Source organism: Mycobacterium sp. 852002-30065_SCH5024008 (assembly GCF_001665645.1).
In the GTDB taxonomy this organism is placed as follows: Bacteria; Actinomycetota; Actinomycetes; order Mycobacteriales; family Mycobacteriaceae; genus Mycobacterium; species Mycobacterium paraffinicum.
Genome location: NZ_LZSZ01000170.1, coordinates 62841 through 82235, shown reverse-complemented (window position 1 = coordinate 82235; position 19395 = coordinate 62841). Strand labels below are relative to the sequence as shown.

At 68.7% G+C, this 19395-nt stretch carries 16 protein-coding genes and 1 pseudogene; 5 read left to right on the top strand and 12 right to left on the bottom strand.

From position 1 onward, the window contains the following. Nucleotides 1-197 (top strand): annotated as a pseudogene (locus tag A5781_RS20995) (alcohol dehydrogenase); the annotation flags it as partial. Nucleotides 198-203: 6 nt separating this feature from the next. On the opposite strand, the gene A5781_RS20990 reads toward A5781_RS20995, so the two are convergent. The 3 genes from A5781_RS20990 to A5781_RS20980 form a co-directional block, all read right to left on the bottom strand. After that, complete coding sequence (locus A5781_RS20990; RefSeq protein ID WP_067211210.1) at nucleotides 204-968, bottom strand: CPBP family intramembrane glutamic endopeptidase; 765 nt, start codon at nucleotides 966-968, stop codon at nucleotides 204-206. 193 nt (nucleotides 969-1161) lie between these two features. Beyond that, entirely contained in the window at nucleotides 1162-3555 is a 2394-nt protein-coding gene (locus A5781_RS20985; RefSeq protein WP_067211206.1) for a phosphoketolase, read from the bottom strand. 46 nt (nucleotides 3556-3601) lie between these two features. Continuing rightward, nucleotides 3602-4450, bottom strand: coding sequence for an SDR family oxidoreductase (locus A5781_RS20980; protein ID WP_067211202.1), 849 nt, complete (start codon nucleotides 4448-4450; stop codon nucleotides 3602-3604). Between the two features lie 72 nt (nucleotides 4451-4522). On the opposite strand from A5781_RS20980, the gene A5781_RS20975 reads away from it, so the two are divergent. Beyond that, nucleotides 4523-5032, top strand: coding sequence for a GNAT family N-acetyltransferase (locus tag A5781_RS20975; RefSeq protein ID WP_067211198.1), 510 nt, complete (start codon nucleotides 4523-4525; stop codon nucleotides 5030-5032). Nucleotides 5033-5040: 8 nt separating this feature from the next. Here the strand turns inward: A5781_RS20975 and A5781_RS20970 are convergent, their stop codons facing one another. Further along, on the bottom strand, nucleotides 5041-5538 hold the full coding sequence (locus tag A5781_RS20970) for a DUF427 domain-containing protein (RefSeq protein ID WP_067211195.1): 498 nt from the start codon (nucleotides 5536-5538) through the stop codon (nucleotides 5041-5043). A gap of 81 nt (nucleotides 5539-5619) precedes the next feature. Continuing rightward, the gene (locus A5781_RS20965; RefSeq protein WP_067211192.1) at nucleotides 5620-6537 is read right to left on the bottom strand and encodes an undecaprenyl-diphosphate phosphatase; all 918 of its coding nucleotides are present in this window, start codon (nucleotides 6535-6537) and stop codon (nucleotides 5620-5622) included. Between the two features lie 150 nt (nucleotides 6538-6687). Here A5781_RS20965 and A5781_RS20960 point away from each other — a divergent pair, with 150 nt between their 5' ends. The 3 genes from A5781_RS20960 to A5781_RS20950 all read left to right on the top strand — a co-directional run bounded on the left by A5781_RS20960 (nucleotide 6688) and on the right by A5781_RS20950 (nucleotide 12845). Beyond that, nucleotides 6688-9081 carry a CoA transferase gene (locus A5781_RS20960; protein WP_369817776.1) on the top strand — a complete coding sequence of 798 codons (2394 nt, stop codon included), beginning with the start codon at nucleotides 6688-6690 and terminating at the stop codon, nucleotides 9079-9081. Nucleotides 9082-9140: 59 nt separating this feature from the next. Continuing rightward, complete coding sequence (locus tag A5781_RS20955) at nucleotides 9141-10625, top strand: acetyl-CoA acetyltransferase (protein WP_067211185.1); 1485 nt, start codon at nucleotides 9141-9143, stop codon at nucleotides 10623-10625. Between the two features lie 108 nt (nucleotides 10626-10733). Next, nucleotides 10734-12845, top strand: a complete 2112-nt coding sequence (locus tag A5781_RS20950; protein ID WP_067211182.1) for an NAD-dependent epimerase/dehydratase family protein — start codon at nucleotides 10734-10736, stop codon at nucleotides 12843-12845. Here A5781_RS20950 and A5781_RS20945 read toward each other — a convergent pair. The 7 genes from A5781_RS20945 to lon form a co-directional block, all read right to left on the bottom strand. After that, nucleotides 12834-14075 (bottom strand): NAD(P)/FAD-dependent oxidoreductase, encoded by a 1242-nt coding sequence (locus A5781_RS20945; protein WP_067211179.1) that lies wholly within the window; start codon nucleotides 14073-14075, stop codon nucleotides 12834-12836. The two genes, A5781_RS20950 and A5781_RS20945, sit on opposite strands and share 12 nt — an antisense overlap. Before the next feature lie 49 nt (nucleotides 14076-14124). Further along, complete coding sequence (locus tag A5781_RS20940; protein WP_067211175.1) at nucleotides 14125-14850, bottom strand: DUF72 domain-containing protein; 726 nt, start codon at nucleotides 14848-14850, stop codon at nucleotides 14125-14127. Next, a complete protein-coding gene (locus A5781_RS20935) occupies nucleotides 14847-15482 on the bottom strand; it encodes an endonuclease (RefSeq protein ID WP_067211172.1) in 636 nt (211 codons plus the stop codon). Before A5781_RS20935 ends, A5781_RS20940 begins: the two co-directional genes overlap by 4 nt. A gap of 43 nt (nucleotides 15483-15525) precedes the next feature. Beyond that, nucleotides 15526-15858 carry a TfoX/Sxy family protein gene (locus A5781_RS20930; protein WP_067211168.1) on the bottom strand — a complete coding sequence of 111 codons (333 nt, stop codon included), beginning with the start codon at nucleotides 15856-15858 and terminating at the stop codon, nucleotides 15526-15528. Nucleotides 15859-15868: 10 nt separating this feature from the next. Then, complete coding sequence (locus A5781_RS20925; RefSeq protein WP_369817775.1) at nucleotides 15869-16276, bottom strand: nitroreductase family deazaflavin-dependent oxidoreductase; 408 nt, start codon at nucleotides 16274-16276, stop codon at nucleotides 15869-15871. A gap of 57 nt (nucleotides 16277-16333) precedes the next feature. Then, complete coding sequence (locus A5781_RS20920; protein WP_231990767.1) at nucleotides 16334-16822, bottom strand: hypothetical protein; 489 nt, start codon at nucleotides 16820-16822, stop codon at nucleotides 16334-16336. Between the two features lie 210 nt (nucleotides 16823-17032). Next, nucleotides 17033-19354 (bottom strand): endopeptidase La, encoded by a 2322-nt coding sequence (gene lon / locus A5781_RS20915; RefSeq protein WP_067211162.1) that lies wholly within the window; start codon nucleotides 19352-19354, stop codon nucleotides 17033-17035. Nucleotides 19355-19395: the final 41 nt, after the last annotated feature.

The following is a 19395-nucleotide window of genomic DNA, read 5'->3' as shown; positions in this document are numbered from 1 at the left end:
AGCGTCACCTGTTCCAGGAACGCCAGGTCCGTTCGGTCGCCTCCAACACCCGGGCCGACGCGCGCGCGTTCCTGGACTTCGCGGGCCGGCACCACATCGAGGTCACCACGCCGGAATACCCGCTGAGCCAAGCGGATCGGGCGTTGGCCGATCTCAGCGCCGGCCGTATCGCCGGCGCGGCGGTGCTGCTGGTATGACCGGCCTCAGGCCGTCAGGTGCCAGACCAGGGCGGCGGCCAGCGCCCCCAGGCCGTTCAGCGACCAGTGCAGCGCGATCGGCGCGATCAGGCTGCCGCTGCGACGGCGTAGCCAGCTGAAGACGAATCCCGCCGCTCCGGTGGCCAGCACGGCGGCGGTCACCCCGGCCAGCATCCCGACGACGCCGCCGCCGAGAATTCGGGTGAAGCCGACGTTGCTGCTGGTAAGCCCGAGCGACGTCGCGACGTGCCACAGCCCGAACAGCAACGATCCCGCCAGCGCGACGCCGCGGAACCCCCACGCCCGATGCAGCGCGCCGTGCAGCACGCCGCGAAACGCCAGCTCCTCCGGGATCACGGTCTGCAGCGGGATGATGACCATCGAGGCGATCAGGGCGCCGGACACCGTCGCGTAGCGGTGGTTCAGGAACATCGGCCGGGTCATGGGGAGCAGCACCCCCACGGCGATCACCGCGGCCACGACCAGCACCGCGGCCACCGCGTAGCCCAGCCCCGACTTCCAGTGTTCGCGACCCAAGCCCAGATCGGCCCAGTCCAGACCGTTGGCGCGCATCAGGAACACCAGGCCGACGGCGGCGGCGGGAACGACGGCGATGGCGGCCCACGGAGTGGTGAAGTGCGCGACCAGGTTGGTCAGCACCAAGACCGCGACGACGACGGCGATGTCGAGGTGGATGCGAACCCGGTGCAGCGCCGAGAGCTGCGAGATCACCGGATGGTGAATGTCGGGTGTCTCGGCGGCGTCAAGCATTCATCCAGCTTACCGGTGGCCTGCGCCGCAACGGCCCAACGAGACTGCCGTCACGGTTGTGATGGGCGCCCCAAGGGCAGCCGTGACGGCAATCTCGGGGTAATCAGGAGGCTGATCGGTCGTCTCGCTCCCATCACTCACCACGTTCGTTCTGCTCGCTCGACTCCCCGCCTGATCGGTCGTCTCGCTCCCATCACTCACTACGTTCGTTCTGCTCGCTCGACTCCCAGGTCCAGCCGGCGATCTGCGGGTCATCCTCGCCATGCTCACGGGTGTAGATGCGCGCGGCGAGCCGGGCATCGACCATCCGCTGGCGCAGCTCGGCGGCCCGGCTGGCCAGCCCTTCCACCCGGTCGATGACGTCCATCACCAAATGGAAGCGGTCCAGATCGTTCAGCATCACCATGTCGAACGGCGTCGTGGTGGTGCCCCGCTCTTTGAACCCGCGCACGTGGATGTGCGGGTGGTTGGTGCGGCGGTAGGTGAGCCGGTGGATCAGCCAGGGGTAGCCGTGGTAGGCGAAGATGACCGGCTTATCGCGGGTGAACAGCGCGTCGAACTCCTTGTCCGGCAGACCGTGCGGGTGCTCGGAATCCGGCTGCAGCCGCATCAGGTCGACGACGTTGACCACCCGGACCGCCAACTCCGGCAGTTCGCGGCGCAGGATGTCGGCGGCAGCCAGGGTCTCCAGCGTCGGGATGTCCCCGGCGCAGGCCAGCACCACGTCGGGTTCGCCGGTGGCGGTGCTCGCCCACGGCCAGATGCCCACGCCGCGCGCGCAGTGCGCGATGGCCTGATCCATGTCCAGGTAGGCCAGCGCCGGCTGCTTGCCGGCGACGATGACGTTGATGTAGTCGCGGCTGCGCAGGCAATGGTCGGCCACCGACAGCAGCGTGTTGCCGTCCGGCGGCAGGTACACCCGGGTCAATTCGGCCCGCTTGTTGGCCACGAGGTCGATGAAGCCGGGGTCTTGATGTGACGCGCCGTTGTGGTCCTGGCGCCACACGTGCGAGGACAGCAGGTAGTTCAGCGACGCGATCGGCCGCCGCCACGGCAGCTCGAGGCTGGTGGCGAGCCACTTGGCGTGCTGGTTGAGCATCGAGTCGACGATGTGCACGAACGCCTCGTAGCAGTTGAACAGGCCGTGCCGGCCGGTCAGCAGGTAGCCCTCCAGCCAGCCCTGGCACAGGTGCTCGGAGAGCACCTCCATCACCCGCCCGTCGGCGGCAAGGTTCTCGTCGTCGGGCCCGAGCTCGGAGAGCCAGACCTTGGCCGTCGCCCCGTAGACGGCGTCCAGCCGGTTGGAGGCCGTCTCGTCGGGGCCCATCAGGCGGAACCGGTCGGAGTTGCGCGCGATCACGTCCCGCAGGAACGTGCCCAGCACCCGGGTCGCCTCGTGCGTCACCGCGGCCGGCCGCGACACCGTGACCGCGTAGTCGCGGAAGTCCGGCAGGTCGAGGTCGTGCAGCAGCAGGCCGCCGTTGGCGTGCGGGTTCGCGCTCATCCGGCGATCGCCGCGGGGCGCCAGCGCCCGCAGCTCGGCGCGCAGCTTGCCGTCGCCGTCGAAAAGCTCCTCAGGCCGGTAGCTGCGCAGCCACTCCTCGAGCTGCGCCCGGTGCTGGGGATTGTCGTGCGTCTCGGCCAGCGGAACCTGATGCGCTCGCCAGGTGCCCTCGACCTTCTTGCCGTCCACCACCTTCGGCCCGGTCCAGCCCTTAGGGGTGCGCAGCACGATCATCGGCCAGACGGGCCGTTCCACCTGGTTGCCGTGCCGCGCGGCATCCCGGATGGCCGCGATGTCGTCGAAGGCGTCGTCGAGCGCGGCCGCCAGCTGCTGGTGCACGTTGGCAGGGTCGTCACCGGCGACCGTGATGGGCCGGTAGCCGTAGCCGCGCAGCAGCGCCTCGAGTTCGGCGTGGGGGATGCGCGCGAGCACGGTCGGATTGGCGATCTTGTAGCCGTTGAGCTGCAGGATGGGCAGCACCGCGCCGTCCGTGACCGGGTTGAGGAATTTGTTGGAATGCCAGCTGGCGGCCAGCGGCCCGGTCTCGGCCTCGCCGTCGCCGATCACGCAGGCCACAACCAGATCGGGGTTGTCGAAGGCCGCGCCGTAGGCGTGCACCAGCGCATAGCCGAGTTCACCGCCCTCGTGGATGGAGCCGGGCGTCTGGGCGGCGACGTGGCTGGGGATGCCGCCGGGAAAAGAGAACTGCCGGAACAGCTTTCGCAGCCCTTCGGCATCCTCCTCGATGCCGGTGTACACCTCGCTGTAGGTGCCTTCGAGATACGCGTTCGCGACCAGCGCGGGGCCGCCGTGGCCGGGCCCGGTGACGTAGATGACGCTTGCGTCGCGGTCGCGGATGATCCGATTCAGGTGCGCATAGATCAGGTTCAGCGCCGGGGTGGTGCCCCAGTGGCCCAGCAGCCGCGGTTTGACGTGCTCGGGCGACAGCGGTTTGGTCAGCAGCGGGTTGTCCAGCAGGTAGATCTGTCCGACCGACAGATAGTTGGCGGCGCGCCAGTATGCGTTGATCAGATCGAGATCGTCGTCGGCAAGGGGAGCGGTTGTCTGGGTTTCTAGGCTCACCCCGCCGATTGTCCGCGCCTGCGGTGAACGGCGCCCGACGCGGTGCTCACTCCTCGCCGCGCGCCCGCGACTCGTAGGCCCTGCGCTTCTCGGGGTCGACGTCGTCGGTGAAGATGTGCTCGCCGCCGAGCGCGCGGTTCAGCCCCTCGGACAGTGCACGGGGCATGAACTTCTGCGATGCGATGATCGCGCCGGCCGTCTTCGTGACCCGCACCCGGGGCCGGGGATGCGCCACCAGTTTGACGATCGCCTCGGCGATGTCGGCGGGTTCGGCGTTCTTGATCCCCTTGGCCCCCGAGGTGCCGGCGATCAATTCGGTGTTCACGAACGTCGGCATGACGACCGAGAACTTCACGCCCGCCTTTCGGCATTCGAGCCGGGCGGTATCGGTGAAGCCGATCACCGCGTGCTTGCTGGCGCAGTAAGTGGCCGCCCCGGCGATGTAGGTCTCCCCGGCGAGCGACGCGACGTTGATGACGTGTCCGGATCGGCGGGGGACCATGCGCTGGGCGGCCAGCTTGCTGCCCAGGATGACGCCGTAGACGTTGATGTCGAGGACGCGCCGGGTGACGGCGTCCGGCTCGTCGACCATCCGGCCGAGCGGCATGATGCCGGCGTTGTTGACCAACACGTCGATCGGGCCGAGTTGGCGCTCGACCTCGTCCAGGAAGTCCGCGAACGAGTGCGGGTCGGTGACGTCGAGCTTGCCGTACACGTCCAGGCCCAGCGCGGCGCCGGATTCCTTCACCCGCACCTCGTCGATGTCACCGATGGCCACTTTGGCGCCCAGATTGTGCAACGCGGTCGCGGTGGCCAACCCGATGCCCCGGGCGCCGCCGGTGATCACGATTACCTTGCCGCGGACCTTCAGCCCAACGGACGCCGTGTCTGCCATTTTCGTACCCTCCGGAAGTCTTGACGGGTGTCAACTAGGCAATCTGACCCCAGATCGTCGAATACTGCAACGATGACCCAGGTGCGTGCGGCGGTCCCGGCGGACGCCTACGAGGTGGCCTGTTTGCACGTACGGTCATGGCGGTCGGCCTACCGGGGGCTCATCGCCCAGGACTACCTGGACAGCCTCACCCCGGAGGCGTTAGTCGACCGCTACACCTTCGGCCGCGTGGGGTTGCGGATGCCGTCCACCTTGGTCGCGGTCGACGGGTCCGCGATCCGCGGCTTCGCCCCCACGGGCCTGTGCCGCGAAAACGACCCGCCGAACGCCGGTGAGCTGGTGGCGCTGTATGTTGACCCGGCCTATCTGGGTGCGGGGGTGGGGAGCTCGCTGATGGCGGCCGCCCGGGCGCGGCTGCGGCAAGTCGGTGTGTCGGGCGCCGTGCTGTGGGCGCTGGAGGGCAACACCGACGCTCGACGATTCTACGAGCGTGACGGCTGGCGGACCGACGGGACTTGCCGCACAGCGGTTTTCGGCAATGACACGCGGCGCTTGGTTCGTTACCGGATAGAACCGGTGTAGCGGCACCATCACCAACCCGTCGAGCCGGGAACGCCTTTGAACGGGCCGGTCACCCAGCTGGTGATCCAGCCGCCGTAGAAGCCGCCGGGTTGGGGCACGACGACCTCTCCGTTGACCGTGCAGCGGTCGACGTTGGCGGCCATCACCGCGACCGCCCCGGCGATGGCTTCGAATCCGGGCGTCGGACTCAGATAACTCCAAGCCGATTTCGGGGCGACGACGCCGCCGCCGAACAGGTCGTAATAGGTTGCCCGGCCTTTCCATTCACACCAGGAGCTACCGGACGTCTCACGCAGGGCTCCTTCGGTAAACGCGTCGCGCGGCAGGTAATAGGTCGGCGGATGACTGGTCTCGAGCACCCGCCAGGCCCGACGGGTGGATGCGATGACTACACCACCCAACTCGACGGTGATGCGACCGGTGAACGGCTCGACGCGGGGCGGGCGTGGGTAGTCCCACACCGACTCCTGGCGTGGTCCGGTGCCTTCAGACCCGGAGCGGCTCATGCGCGTTGCCTCGACTCGTCGGTTACTTCGTACCTCCAGCCAGGCTACGGCCAGTATTCGTGCCGGTCGTCAACGACAACGTCAGCTGATGGCGAGCCACACCAGGCTGGCGCCGCCGGCCAGGGCGCAGTAGATGGCAAATGGTGTGAGGGTGCGGGTTTGGAAGTACTGCGTCAGGAACCGCACGGCGAGGTAGGCGCACACGAAGGAGGCGATGCTGCCGGCCAGCACCTGGCCACCTATCCCGGCCGCTTGAGGTCCGAACAACTCCGGGATCTTATACACGCCGGCGGCCAGGATGATCGGCGTCGCCAACAGGAAGGAGAACCGGGCGGCGTCCTCGTGGGACAAGCCGCGCCACAGGCCGGCCACCATGGTGATGCCCGAACGGCTGATGCCGGGCAGCAGCGCCAGGATCTGTGCAGCGCCGATCAGGATGCCGCGGCGCAGGGGGAGCTGGGCCAGGCGGTTGTCCACGGCCTCCCCGGTGTGCGCGGGTTGTTCGCCGACCGGCTGCTCGCGGTCGGGCGCGGGCGCGACGCGCCGGCGAAGAACTTCGCCCGCGTAGAGTGCGATGCCGTTGAGCAGCAGGAAAATCGCCGCCGGGATGGGCTTGCCGAGCGTGGTGCGGAACGTCTTTTCCAGGACCAGCCCCGCCAGCCCGACCGGAATGGTGGCCCCCACGATGAGCCAGGCGAGCCGCTCGTCGGGGGTGTTGATCCGGCGATGCCGCAATGACGACACAAATCCGGCCACGATGCGCACCCAGTCCCGCCAGAAGAACACCAGCAACGCGGCGGCGGTGGCCACATGCAGGCCGACGATGAACGCCAGGTAGGGCGATTCGGGGGCCGAGACGCTCAGGTCTTCGGCCCACCGGCCGCCGACCACCGCGGGCACCAACACCGCATGCCCGAGGCTGGAAACCGGGAACAGCTCGGTGACGCCCTGGAACGCGCCGACCACCACCGCCTCGATGTAGGTCAAGTGCGCGCTCATATCAGATGCCTCCGTCGGATCGTTTCGCCCGTGGCCTCGCCGATCGGCCTGTGACGATAGCCGACCGCGAGTTCGCCCTCCCAATCAGCTTGCCGGGTTGGCTTTTTGGCTGGTGGGGCGACCGTCCGCGCCGGCGGGTACGGTGTGCTGATGTCCGACGGGTTGCTCGACGCCGTGCGCGTCCTCGACTTGTCGAGCGGCAACGGCGACGCGGTGACGCGCCTGCTCGCCGACTTGGGCGCCGACGTGCTCAAGGTCGAACCCCCCACCGGAAGTCCGGCGCGCGATGCGCGGCCGACGCTGGCCGGTGCGAGTATCCCATTTGCCGTGCACAACGCGAACAAGCGCAGCGTTGTGCTGGACCCGTTCGACGAGGACGACTGCGGCGTGTTCCTCGACCTGGCCGCCCAGGCCGACATCGTCGTCGACGACGGCTTCTATGGGGAGGCGCCGACCTTCGGGACGTCGGTGGAGGAACTGGCCGCCCAGCACCCGCATCTGGTGGTGCTCTCGATCACCGACTTCGGCGCGACGGGGCCGCGGTCGCTGTGGCGGGCCACCGATCCGGTGTTGTACGCGATGTGCGGCTCCCTGGCACGATCTGGCCCCACCACCGGTACCCCCGTGTTGCCACCGGACGGTATTGCGTCGGCCACCGCCGCCGCCCAGGCGGCGTGGGCAACCCTTGTGGCGTATTACAACCGATTGCGTACCGGCACAGGCGAATACATTGACTTCTCGCGTTTCGACGCCGTGGTCATGTCGCTCGACCCGGCGTTCGGCGCGCACGGACAGGTCGCCGCCGGCATCAGGCGCAGCGGGCAGTGGCGGGGGCGCCCGAAGAACCAGGATGCGTACCCGATCTACCCCTGCAAGGACGGTTACGTCCGGCTGTGCGTGATGGCGCCGCGCCAATGGCGGGGCCTGCGGCGCTGGCTGGGCGAGCCGGACGATTTCCAGGACCCGAAATACGACGTGATCGGCGCACGCTTCGCTGCGTGGCCCCAGATCAGCGAGCTGGTCCAGGCGCTGTTCGCCGGACAGACCATGAAGGATCTGGTGGCCGCGGGGCAGGCTCACGGCGTGCCGATCGCCGCCGTACTGACGCCGTCGTGGGCGATGAATTCCGAGCATTTTCAGGCGGTGGGCGCGATCACCGACGCCGAGCTCGTCCCGGGGGTGCGGACCAGCGTGCCGACCGGCTATTTCGTCGTCGACGGGCGGCACGCGGGTTTCCGCAGCCCGGCCCCGGCCGCGGGGTGGGACGGACCGGGCTGGCGGGGGAACCCGGCGGTCGTGCAATCGCCATCCGGCCGTGTCGGCGACTATCCCTTTGCGGGCCTTCGCATCCTGGATCTGGGGATCATCGTCGCCGGCGGCGAGCTGAGCCGGCTCTTCGGCGACCTCGGCGCCGAGGTCATCAAAGTCGAAAGCGCCGAATACCCGGACGGGTTGCGGCAGGCCCGCGTCGGCGAAGCCATGAGCGAGTCGTTCGCCTGGACACATCGCAACCACCTGGCGATCGGCCTGGATCTGCGCAGCCCGGCGGGCAAGCAGCTCTTCACCCGGCTCGTCGCCGAGTCCGACGCCGTCTTCGCCAATTTCAAGCCGGGAACGCTTACCGCGCTTGGCTTTTCCTACCACGATCTGCGTGCGGTCAACCCGAGGATCGTGCTCGCCGAGAGCAGCGCCTACGGCGACCAAGGCCCGTGGAGCACCCGGATGGGCTACGGGCCGCTGGTGCGCGCCGCGACCGGTGTCACCCGGTTGTGGACGGCCGACGAACTGGAGAACCGGAATCACGCTGGGCGGCATGCCTTTTACGACGCGACGACCATCTTTCCCGACCACGTCGTCGGGCGGATCACCGCGATCGCGGCGCTGGCCGCGCTGATCCACCGCCACCGGACGGGCGGCGGGTCGCACGTGCACATCTCGCAAGCCCAAGCCGTCATCAACCAACTCGACACCTTGTACGTCACCCAGGCCGCCCTGGCCGCGGGCGTGCCGAGAATCTCCGAGGCCAGCAGCCTGCACGCCGTCTATCCGTGCGCGGGCGACGACGAGTGGTGCGTCATCTCGATCGAATCCGACGACGAGTGGCGTTGCGCCGCAGGTGTTTTCCATCACCCGGAATGGGCGGACGATCCGCGCTTCGCGACCGGCGAGGCGCGGCTGGCGAACCGGCGGGAGCTGGTGGAATTGGTGTCGGCCTGGACCCGCACGCGCACCCCGGTCCGGGCCGCCCAGCTGCTGCAATCCTCCGGGGTTGCGGCCGGGCCGATGAACCGGCCGCCGGACATCTTGGAGGACCCCCAGCTGGTCGAGCGGAAAGTCTATGCCGAGATGCTGCACCCCCTCATCGAGCGTCCGCTGCCGGCCGAGACGGGCCCCGCGCCGTTCCAGCACATCCCGCGGGCGCCCCAGCGGCCTGCGCCGCTGCCCGGCCAGGACACCGTCGACGTCTGCCGCAGGCTGCTCGGCATGAGCCCGCAGGAGATCGACCGCCTCATCAGCGACGGCGTGCTGTTCGGTCCCCCATAACGCGCGCCGAATCCGGCCCGCGCGACCAGACTGATCGATAGCCACGCTAAATTCGTCGTATGACCGTGCACCCCAGGACACCGGTGTTGATCGGCTTCGGCCAGGTCAACCACCGCGACGAGATCGACCCGGAGAAGCGGTCCGTCGAGCCGGTGGACCTGATGGCGGCCGCCGCTCGGCGAGCCGCCGATTCGCGGGTGATCGAGGCCGTGGATTCCATCCGAGTGGTGAACATCCTGTCGGCGCACTATCGGGATCCCGGACTGCTGCTCGGCCAGCGGATCGGGGCGACGGACTTCACCACGTTGTACAGCCCCGTCGGCGGGAACGTGCCGCAGTCGCTGGTCAACCAGGCGTGCCTGGACATCCAGCGGGGCAGCGCCCAGGTGGTGCTGCTGGCCGGCGCCGAGACGTGGCGCACCCGCCGGGGCCTGCGGGCCAAGGGCGGCAAACTCGAGTGGACCGTTCAGGACGACTCCGTCCCAATGGCCGAGGTCAGCGGCGACGACGTCCCGATGGCCGGCGACGCGGAAATCAGGATCCGGCTCGACCGGCCGGCCTTCGTCTACCCGCTGTTCGAGCAAGCCCTGCGGATTGCGAACGGCGAATCGGTTGAGCACCACCGCAAGCGCATCGGCGAACTGTGGGCCCGCTTCAACGCCGTCGCGGTCGACAATCCGCACGCATGGATCCGCAAACCGGTGACCGCCGAGCATATCTGCGAGCCCGGCCCGCAGAACCGGATGATCAGCTGGCCGTACACCAAGCTGATGAACTCCAACAACATGGTCGATCAGGGCGCCGCGCTCGTCTTGACCTCGGTGGAGCAGGCCAGGCGCCTGCAGATCCCCGCCGATCGCTGGATCTACCCGCACGCGGGCACCGACGCGCATGACACCTCCGCCATCGCCGAGCGTGACGAGCTGCATCGCTCTCCGGCCATCCGGATCGGCGGAGGCCGGGCGCTGGAGCTGGCGGGCCTGGGCATCGACGAAGTCGACTACGTCGACCTGTACTCCTGCTTTCCCTCGGCCGTTCAGGTGGCGGCGGCCGAACTGGGCCTGCCCGTCGACGATCCCGCCCGCCCGCTCACCGTCACCGGGGGTCTGACGTTCGCAGGCGGCCCATGGAGCAACTACGTGATGCACTCGATCGCCACCATGGCGGAGTTGCTGGCGGCCAATCCCGGGCGGCGCGGCCTGATCACCGCCAACGGCGGCTACCTGACCAAGCACAGCTTCGGCGTGTACAGCACCGAGCCGCCCGCCGAGTTCCGTTGGGAGGACGTGCAACCGGTCGTCGACCGAGAGCCCACCCGGGAGGGATTGGTGGAGTGGGAAGGCGTCGGCACGGTGGAAGCGTGGACGACGCCGTTCGATCGCGAGGGGCGACCGGAAAAGGCATTCTTGGCCGTGCGCACGCCCGACGGGGCGCGGACCCTCGCCCTGATCACGGACGGCGCGGCGGCGCAGGTAACCGTGCGTGAAGACATCGGCGGCGCCAAGGTTGCCGTCGCCGCGGACGGCAGCGCCACGCTGCAATAACCCGGCGAAACTTTCCCGCCAGCTCAGGGTGCCGTTTGCCCGGTAACGGTCGCTAGGTCATGCCGTCTTGCCTATTGTTTAGTTTGAGGTCGGGGAGGTGAGACCCAGGTGCAGATCCTGGTTACCGACGCCACCGGCGCACTTGGGCGGCTGGTCGCACGGCAGTTGGTCGCTGCCGGGCACACGGTCAGCGGCATTGCTGAGAGGCCGCATCCCTGCCTTGACCGCAACGTCGACCTTGTTTGCGCATCGCTGCGCAACCCGGTCCTGCGGGAGCTCGCCGAGGAAGCCGACGCGGTGATCCACCTCGCCCCCATCGACATCACGGCACCCGGCAGCGCCGATATCGAGGGCCTCGCGCACGTGACCGATGTGGCCGCGCGCGCCGGCGCCCGGCTGCTGTTCGTGTCCCAGGCCGCGGGACGGCCGGAACTGTTCAAGCCTGCCGAGGAACTGGTGTCCACCAGTTGGGGGCCCAGCCTGGTTGTCCGGATCGCCCCGCCGGTGGGCCGGCAGCTCGACTGGATGGTGTGCCGCACCGTGGCCACGCTGCTGCGCACCAAGGTTTCGGCGGACCCGATGCGGGTGCTGCACGTCGACGATTTGGTGCGCTTCCTGGTTTCGGCGCTGAACACCGACCGCTCCGGTGTGGTGGACCTCGCCTCCCCGGACACCGTCAATGTGATCACGGCGTGGCGGATGCTGCGATCCGCCGACCCGCGGTCCCGGCTGAATCGGGTGCGCAGCTGGCCCCGGCTCATTCCGGACATGGATATCGCTGCGGTGCAAGAGGATTGGGCGTTCGAGTTCGGCTGGCAGGCGCTTGAGGCAGTGGCCGACACCGCCCGGGGCCTGGTCGGCCGTCAGATCACCGCCGTGGGTGCCACGGGCCACGGGCGCCAACTGGCGCTCCCGGTCGAGGTTGCCCCACGCCCCGATCCCTCCGGCGACGAGCACAGCGCGGCGCCCGAGGGCGTCGAGGGCGAATTCGACGACCGGGTCGATCCGCGCTTCCCGATTTTCAGTGCGGGCAACCTCGGCGAGGCGCTGCCCGGGCCGCTCACCCCGATCACGCTGGATGTTCAGCTGAGCGGATTGCGCGCCGCGAACCGGGTGCTCAGTCACGTGCTGGCGCTGGGCGACGTGGTAGGCGAGGAGTGGGGCAACAGGGCCGTCGCCGTGTTCGGTCATCGGGCCTATGTCGGGGTGTCGGTCAACATGGTCGCGGCCGCGCAGTTGCCCGGCTGGGACCAGGATGCCGTCGCCCGCAACGCTTTCGTCGGCCGGCCGCACGTCGGAGACCCCCTGCCGTTCGGTGAGCCCGCGCTGGCGGGCGGTGCTCTCGGCTACGTCGCCAAAGCCGTCGTCGCGGGGCGATCGCTGGCCCTGCTGCGCCATCTCAAGTCCGACACGCGGGCGTACGGCGCGGCAGCCGAAACCGAACACCTCGACGCCGCGCAGTTGGGGTCGCTGCCCGACGCCGGCCTGGAAGTCCGGATTCGCTTGCTGCGGGACCGCATTCACCAAGGCTGGATCCTCACCGCGTTGTGGCTGATCGATTCCGGCGTCACCGCGGCGGCGCTGGAGCGCAGCAGGGCGGCGCGCAGCGTGCCCGGGGTGGACATGATCATGGACAGCACCGTGGTCGCGACCGAGACCGCCGAGCTGGCCGCGGTGCTGCGGGCCGACCCGCCGTTGTGTGCGCTCGCCCAGGAAGGCAATCTCGCCAGCATCCGCGCGTTGTCACCCACCACCGCCGCCGCGGTGGATGCGGCCGTCGCCCGCGTCGCGCACCGTGGTCCCGGGGAGGCCGAGCTGGCCAGCCAGACGTATGCCGACGATCCGGCGATGCTGCTGCGCGCGGCCGGGGAAGTCGCGGTGGCCGACGCCGCCTCGACCGACGCGCCGCCGCCGACGCTGGCCCAGCGGCTGGCCACCAGCGCTCGCGACTCCCGCGAGCTGGCCCACGACACCACTCTGCGATTCACCCATGAACTCCGGATGACGTTGCGGGAATTGGGATCCCGTCGAGTCGCGGCGGACCTGATCGACGCCGTCGAGGACGTGTACTACCTTACGTGTGACGAGCTGGCCACCATGCCGGGCGACGCCCGGCTGCGGATCAAACGCCGCCGCGCCGAACGGGAAAGGTTGCAGGTGCAGCGCCCGCCCGACGTGATTGACGGGACGTGGGTGCCCGTTGAACCGTCAGCCCAATAACTCGGCCAGCGGGACCTCCGCGTCGGCCAGCCTGTCGGGGTCGACGGAATTCCGGGACCTGATCAGCGCTTTGACATCGTCGAGCACATCCCAGATGTTGACGTTCATCCCGGCCAGCACCCGGTCGTCGCCGTCTAGCCAGAATGCGACGAATTCACGTCCGGCAACGTCGCCCCGGAACACCACGCGCTCGAAGCCGGGCGCGTGCCCGACATACTCCATCCCGAGGTCGTACTGGTCGGTGAAGAAATAGGGCAGTTCGGCATATTCGCCTGGGTTGCCGAGCATCCCGGCCGCCGCCACCGCGGGTTGCTTGAGCGCATTGGCCCAGTGCTCCGTGCGGATCCGGCCGCCGAACAGGGGGTGCTCTGCGGCGGCGATGTCGCCGACCGCGTAGATGTCCGGATCGCTGGTGCGCAGTGACGCATCGACCAGCACGCCGCCCTGAGAGCCCGAGCCCATGGCGAGCCCGGCTTGTTCGGCGAGTTCGACGTTCGGCTCAGCGCCGACGGCCACCAACACCGCATCAGCCGGCACCGTCGAACCATCGCGCATTTTCAGTCCGGTGGCTTTGCCGCCGGTTGTCGTGATCTCCTCCACCTGCGCCTCGAGCCGCAAGTCCACGCCATGATCGCGATGAAGCCGGGCGAACACTTCACCCACCGTTTCGCCCAGCGCGGCCACCAGCGGTTGCTTGGCCGTCTCGACGATGGTCACGTCGACGCCACGCTGGCGGGCGCCGGCGGCCACTTCCAGGCCGATCCAGCCGGCTCCCACCACGGCCAGCGAAGATCCTTCGGTGAGAATCGAATCCAGCGACACAGCATCGTCGTAGGTGCGCAGATAGTGGACGGCGTCGGCATCGGACCCGGGTATCGGCGGCCGCCGGGAGGCCGATCCCATCGCCAGCAGCAGCTTGTCGTACCGCATGGTGGTGCCGTCGGGAAGCGCGACGCTATGTTCGGCGGGGTTCACGGCCGACACCCGCGAACCGAGCCTCAGGTCGACATCGTGGTCGCGGTACCAGTCGGAGTTCTGCACGGTGAAATCGGTCAGCGACTTCTTCCCAGCCAGATACTCCTTGGAAAGCGGAGGTCGCTCGTAGGGCAGATGTTTCTCTTCAGCAAATAAGCTGAGTTGTCCGTCAAACCCCCTGTCGCGCAACGCTTCTACCGCTTTTGCTCCAGCAAGTCCGCCGCCGATGATGACGAATGTGATAGAGCTGGCCATGATTGTCACTCCGTCCTGCAGTCGACATTTCCAGCCTACTCGCGCCGGGTCACCGCAAAAGTTCTTGCAACGTCAGCGCGTTGCGCACGGCGTGGCCACCCAGGTCGTTGTTGAAATACATCCACACGTCCTTGCCCTCGTCCTGCCACGCGGCGATCCGGTCCGCCCACCGCCGCAGCTCGTCGTCCGAGTAGCAGCCCGCATAGATCGCGTCCTGATCCGGCCCGTGCATCCGGATGTACACCAGATCGGTGGTCGCCCGCGGCACGCACGCCAGCCCGGCGCCGCTCATGACCACGTAGGCGGCGCGGCGGCGGGCCAGCAAGTCGTAGACGGCCTCGTCGTTCCACGACGGATGGCGCAGCTCGACGGCCACCCGGATCGACGCCGGCACGCTACCCAGGAAGGCATCCAGGCGCGCGTCGTCGCGCTGCAGCTCGGGATGCAGTTGAACCAGCAGTACCCCGGCGCGATCACCCAGCAGTTCCCAACAGCGCTCGAAGCGCTCGATCCACGGCCCGGCGGACGCCAGACGGCGGTAGTGAGTCAGTCCACGATGCGCCTTGACCGACATTCTGAAGCCGTCCGGCAACTGTTGACGCCATCCCGCAAAGGTCGAATCCTTCGGCCAGCGGTAGAAACTCGCGTTCAATTCGACGGTGTCGAACACCTCGATGTAGCGGGTGAGCCGGCGCGCGGTGGGCAGGCCAGGCGGGTACAGCACGTCGGCCCACTGGTTGTAGGACCACCCGGAGGTACCGATCCGCACGGTCAACCGCTCACCCGCCGACGCAGATCGTCGTCCAGGGACGTCCTGATGAGCGCGGCCGCCAGCCGCGCGTTGCCTTGCGGCACAAGGGCTCCGAGCTTTGCCGGCTGGGTAGGCAGACCCAGCTGCTTGGCCGCGGCGGTGGCGCGGTCGTCGAAATACGGCCGCACCCAGGTCCACACGTCTTGCACCTCGCGCAGGTAAATGTCGGCCCCGGTGTCCCCGATTCCCGTGAAACCCTTGAGTAACCGCTTCGCCGCGGTGACGTCGCGGCCACTGCGGTCCGCGAGTTCCCGCAGATCGCCGGAGTACTCGTCGCGCACGAGTTCGGCCATGTCGGTGAGGCGGGTGGCCGAGCTTTCGTCGTAGCGGACGTAGTGGGCGCGGCCGAAGGCGTCGATCATGGTCTGCCGATCCGACGCCAGCACCGCCTTGGGCGTGCGCAGGCCCGCCGTGAACAGTTCGCGCCCGGCGCCCATGGCGATGGCGGCATCGATCGGCTTGCTGGCCAGCATGCAGATGACCAGCAGCTGAAACAGCGGCATCGGCTTGTCGGCGAGCTTGATTCGCGCCTCGGCGGCGTAGGTGGTCCCGGCAACGTCGAGCAGCCGTCGCACCAGTTGCTGGCGTTCGGACATACCTGGTCACGTACCCGCGCCGAGTGCTAGCAAACCGCGCCGGTCACTTGGCCGGCAGGCTGCGCGCGTAGCCGACACCGCGGGCCACCCAGCCCTCGAGCTGTCGTTTGGTCCGCATCCCGGCGGGCTCCACCCTCACCCAGCCGCGAACGTCGCGGCCCGCCATCACCATTGGGCTGACGTGAGCGCGCTGCAGCACTTTGTCGAGCTCGTCCGCCGGCACCCTGACCAGCAGGCCGCCCTGGCCGCTGACGGCCACGGACATGTTGCCGTTCACCAGGAACGCGAGACCGCCGAACATGCGCTTCTCTTCGACGCCGGGCTCGGAGGCGACGAGTTCGCGGATCTCGTCGGCCAGGTTCTCGTCGTAGGCCATGCGCGGCGCGTCAGTCCAGATCCACCCGAATGGTCAGCAGGTCGCTGCCCATCAGCCGCACCACCACGCTGTTGAGCCGCGGGAGGTCGCCGAGCCGCCGCAGCGGATCGTCGTCGGGCATCAGGTGAGCGGTGCCGCTGCGCCATCGACCGCCGATGCGCACCCGCACGGCCGGATTGGCCTTGATGTTGTGGACGTAGTCGGAGTGCTCGCCGTGTTCGGAGACCAGCCAGAATTGGTTGTCGACCAGGCGTCCGCCCACGGCGGTGCGCCGCGGCTTGCCGCTCTTGCGGCCGGTGGTTTCCAGGATGATCCCCGGCATCTGCCGGCCCACCGGGTTGACGAGCAGCCGCTGCACGCGGTGGACGACTTGGCGTTTGAGAGTCACGGTTTCATTCAACGCCGAGCGTGGCGCCATGTCACCGTGCAACGAAAACAGCCGCCCCCGAAGGGGCGGCTGTCTCGTTATGCCGGCTTAGGTCCCGGGGTTAACCCCGCCGCTGACCTGGCCTGAACCAGACGTCCCGCCTGCGGGCGTGAACACCTGGAAACCAGTGGACGTGTTGACGCCCCACTGACCCAGCTCCGGGTTGAACACGACGGGAAGTTGGGTCCTGTCGGGGTCACCCACTGGCGGAACCCAGGTGGCCGGGAGCCCGTAGCGGATCGGGTCGTTGTAGTGCCCCGGCGGCGGGAACCCGTTTTGTCCCGGAGGAAGTGGGCTGCCCGGCGCGTTGCAGTTGACGCCCGGCGCGCCGGGGTTACAAATAGGCTGTCCCGGCACGAATTGGCCCGGCGCCGGAACATCCCGGTCGCCTCCCGGTACGTTCGGGCCCGGCACGTTCGGATTCGGCACATTCGGGCCATCCGGACCGGCTTGTGCGATACCGGCGCCGATGCCGAAACCCGCGGACGTGATGGTGCCGGCCATGAGCGCGCCGGCTGCGATCTTGTTCAGATTCATAAGTGAACCCCCTTGTCGAGCGGATTGGCCGCCTGACGTGCAGCTGAACCAATTGACTTGGTGATTCGCTCACCCCACCGCCCTGACGGGCAGTCGAACCTCCAACACCCCAGATACCCGAGGCGTGGACGCTGAAAACCTCTTCGCCCTATTCGCCGGCGTCGGGGCAGGTCAGGCCCTTACGCCGGGCGGGGGTCCCGGCCAAGCTCATCAAGCAGCGACCGTAACGGTCTCGGCCACCGGCTCGAGCGCCTGCGCCACGATGTCGGCGACGTCGGTCATCGGTTTGACCGTCAGCGCGTCGAGCACCTCCGCGGGCACGTCATCCAAGTCGGGCTCGTTGCGCGCCGGAATGAAAACCGTTGCCAGGCCGGCCCGTTGGGCCGCCAGCAGCTTCTGCTTCACGCCGCCGATCGGCAACACCCGCCCGTTCAGCGTGACCTCGCCGGTCATGCCGACGTCGGATCGCACCTGACGTCCGGTGGCCATCGAGACCAGCGCGGTCACCATGGTGACACCGGCCGACGGGCCGTCCTTGGGCACCGCTCCCGCGGGAACGTGCACGTGGATGCGCCGGTCGAGGGCCTTGGGATCGACGCCCAACTCGGCGGCGTGGGAACGCACGAAGGACAGCGCGATCTGCGCCGACTCCTTCATCACGTCACCCAGTTGACCGGTGAGCTGCAAGCCCGCCTCACCGTCCGTCGCGCCCGCTTCGATGTAGAGCACGTCACCGCCCAGGCCGGTGACGGCCAGACCGGTGGCCACGCCGGGCACCGCCGTGCGTTCGGCCGATTCCGGAGTGAACCGCGGACGGCCGAGGTAGTCGACCAGATCCGCCTCGTCGATGGTGATCGGCTCGGGCGTCTCGGCCAGCTTGGTCGTCACCTTGCGCAGCGCCTTGGCCAGCAGCCGCTCGAATTGCCGCACGCCGGGCTCCCGGGTGTAGTCGGCGGCGATCTTGCGCAGAGCGGCGTCGGTCAGCGTGACCTCGTCCTCGGTCAGCGCCGCCCGGTCCCGCTGCCGGGGCAGCAGGTAGTCCCGGGCGATGGCGACCTTGTCGTCCTCGGTGTAGCCGTCGATCTGCACCAGCTCCATCCGGTCCAGCAGAGCGGACGGGATGTTCTCGATGACGTTGGCGGTGGCCAGGAACACCACGTCGGACAGGTCCAGGTCCAGGTCCAGGTAGTGGTCGCGGAACGTGTGGTTTTGCGCCGGGTCGAGCACCTCGAGCAGCGCCGCGCTCGGGTCGCCCCGGTAGTCGGAACCGACCTTGTCGATCTCGTCCAGCAGCACAACGGGGTTCATCGACCCCGCCTCGCCGATGGCCCGCACGATCCGGCCCGGCAGCGCGCCCACATAGGTGCGCCGGTGCCCGCGGATCTCGGCCTCGTCACGCACACCGCCCAGGGCGACGCGCACGAACTTGCGGCCCAGCGCCCGTGCGACGCTCTCACCCAGCGACGTCTTGCCGACGCCGGGGGGACCGGCCAGCACCATCACCGCGCCGGAACCGCGGCCTCCGACGAGCTGCAGCCCTCGCTGAGCGCGGCGGGCCCGCACGGCCAGGTATTCGACGATGCGGTCCTTGACGTCGTCCAGCCCGTGGTGGTCGGCGTCCAACACCCCACGCGCGGCCTTCAGGTCGGTCGAGTCGTCGGTCCTGACGTTCCAGGGCAGGTCGAGCACCGTGTCCAGCCAGGTGCGGATCCAGCCGCTCTCCGGGCTTTGGTCGCTGGACCGTTCCAGCTTGCCGACCTCGCGCAGCGCGGCCTCGCGCACCTTCTCGGGCAGGTCGGCCGCTTCGACGCGGGCGCGATAGTCATCGGACCCGTCGGGCTCGCCCTCACCCAATTCCTTGCGGATGGCGGCCAGCTGTTGGCGCAGCAGGAACTCCTTCTGCGTCTTCTCCATGCCCTCGCGCACGTCCTCGGCGATCTTGTCGTTGACCTCGACCTCGGCGAGGTGGTCGCTGGTCCAGTCGATCAGCACCCGCAGCCGCTCGGCGACATCCTCGGTCTCGACCAGTTGCCGCTTCTGCTCGCTGGACAGGTAGGACGCGTAGCCGGAGGTGTCGGCCAACGCCGACGGGTCGGACAGCCGGTTGACGTAGTCGACGATCTCCCAGGCCTCGCGCCGTTGCAGCATGGCCAGCAGCAGCTTCTTGTACTCGGCCATCAGTGCCTTGATCTCGTCGGTCGCCTCGACCTCGGGGACCTCGGTCACCTCGACCCACAGCGCCGCGCCCGGCCCGGACGCCCCGGCCCCGATCTGCGCCCTGCGCTCACCGCGCACGACGGCCGCGGTGCCGCCGCCTGCGATGCGTCCGACCTGCAAAACCTTGGCGATAACACCGTGCGACGGGTACCGGTCGTCCAGCCGGGGCGCGATCAGCAGCTGCCCGGATTCGCTCGCCTGAGCAGCGTCGATTGCCGCCCGCGCGGCCTCGTCGAGCGCGATCGGAACGACCATTCCGGGCAACACGATGGTGTCGGTGACAAACAGCACCGGCACCGATTTGGCTTCAGCCATCAATCCTCCAAAAAACTGAGTCTGATGCGCTCAACCCAGGC

What these genes read in the sequence shown, in the direction of transcription:
- A5781_RS20935 (WP_067211172.1), bottom strand. Translation starts at nt 15,482, where the DNA reads ATGTCCGAACGCCAGCAACTGGTGCGACGGCTGCTCGACGTTGCCGGG.
- A5781_RS20945 (WP_067211179.1), bottom strand. Translation starts at nt 14,075, where the DNA reads ATGGCCAGCTCTATCACATTCGTCATCATCGGCGGCGGACTTGCTGGA.
- A5781_RS20965 (WP_067211192.1), bottom strand. Translation starts at nt 6,537, where the DNA reads ATGAGCGCGCACTTGACCTACATCGAGGCGGTGGTGGTCGGCGCGTTC.
- A5781_RS20970 (WP_067211195.1), bottom strand. Translation starts at nt 5,538, where the DNA reads ATGAGCCGCTCCGGGTCTGAAGGCACCGGACCACGCCAGGAGTCGGTG.
- A5781_RS20990 (WP_067211210.1), bottom strand. Translation starts at nt 968, where the DNA reads ATGCTTGACGCCGCCGAGACACCCGACATTCACCATCCGGTGATCTCG.
- A5781_RS20925 (WP_369817775.1), bottom strand. Translation starts at nt 16,276, where the DNA reads ATGGCGCCACGCTCGGCGTTGAATGAAACCGTGACTCTCAAACGCCAA.
- A5781_RS20980 (WP_067211202.1), bottom strand. Translation starts at nt 4,450, where the DNA reads ATGGCAGACACGGCGTCCGTTGGGCTGAAGGTCCGCGGCAAGGTAATC.
- A5781_RS20920 (WP_231990767.1), bottom strand. Translation starts at nt 16,822, where the DNA reads ATGAATCTGAACAAGATCGCAGCCGGCGCGCTCATGGCCGGCACCATC.
- A5781_RS20975 (WP_067211198.1), top strand. Translation starts at nt 4,523, where the DNA reads ATGACCCAGGTGCGTGCGGCGGTCCCGGCGGACGCCTACGAGGTGGCC.
- lon (WP_067211162.1), bottom strand. Translation starts at nt 19,354, where the DNA reads ATGGCTGAAGCCAAATCGGTGCCGGTGCTGTTTGTCACCGACACCATC.
- A5781_RS20960 (WP_369817776.1), top strand. Translation starts at nt 6,688, where the DNA reads ATGTCCGACGGGTTGCTCGACGCCGTGCGCGTCCTCGACTTGTCGAGC.
- A5781_RS20955 (WP_067211185.1), top strand. Translation starts at nt 9,141, where the DNA reads ATGACCGTGCACCCCAGGACACCGGTGTTGATCGGCTTCGGCCAGGTC.
- A5781_RS20930 (WP_067211168.1), bottom strand. Translation starts at nt 15,858, where the DNA reads ATGGCCTACGACGAGAACCTGGCCGACGAGATCCGCGAACTCGTCGCC.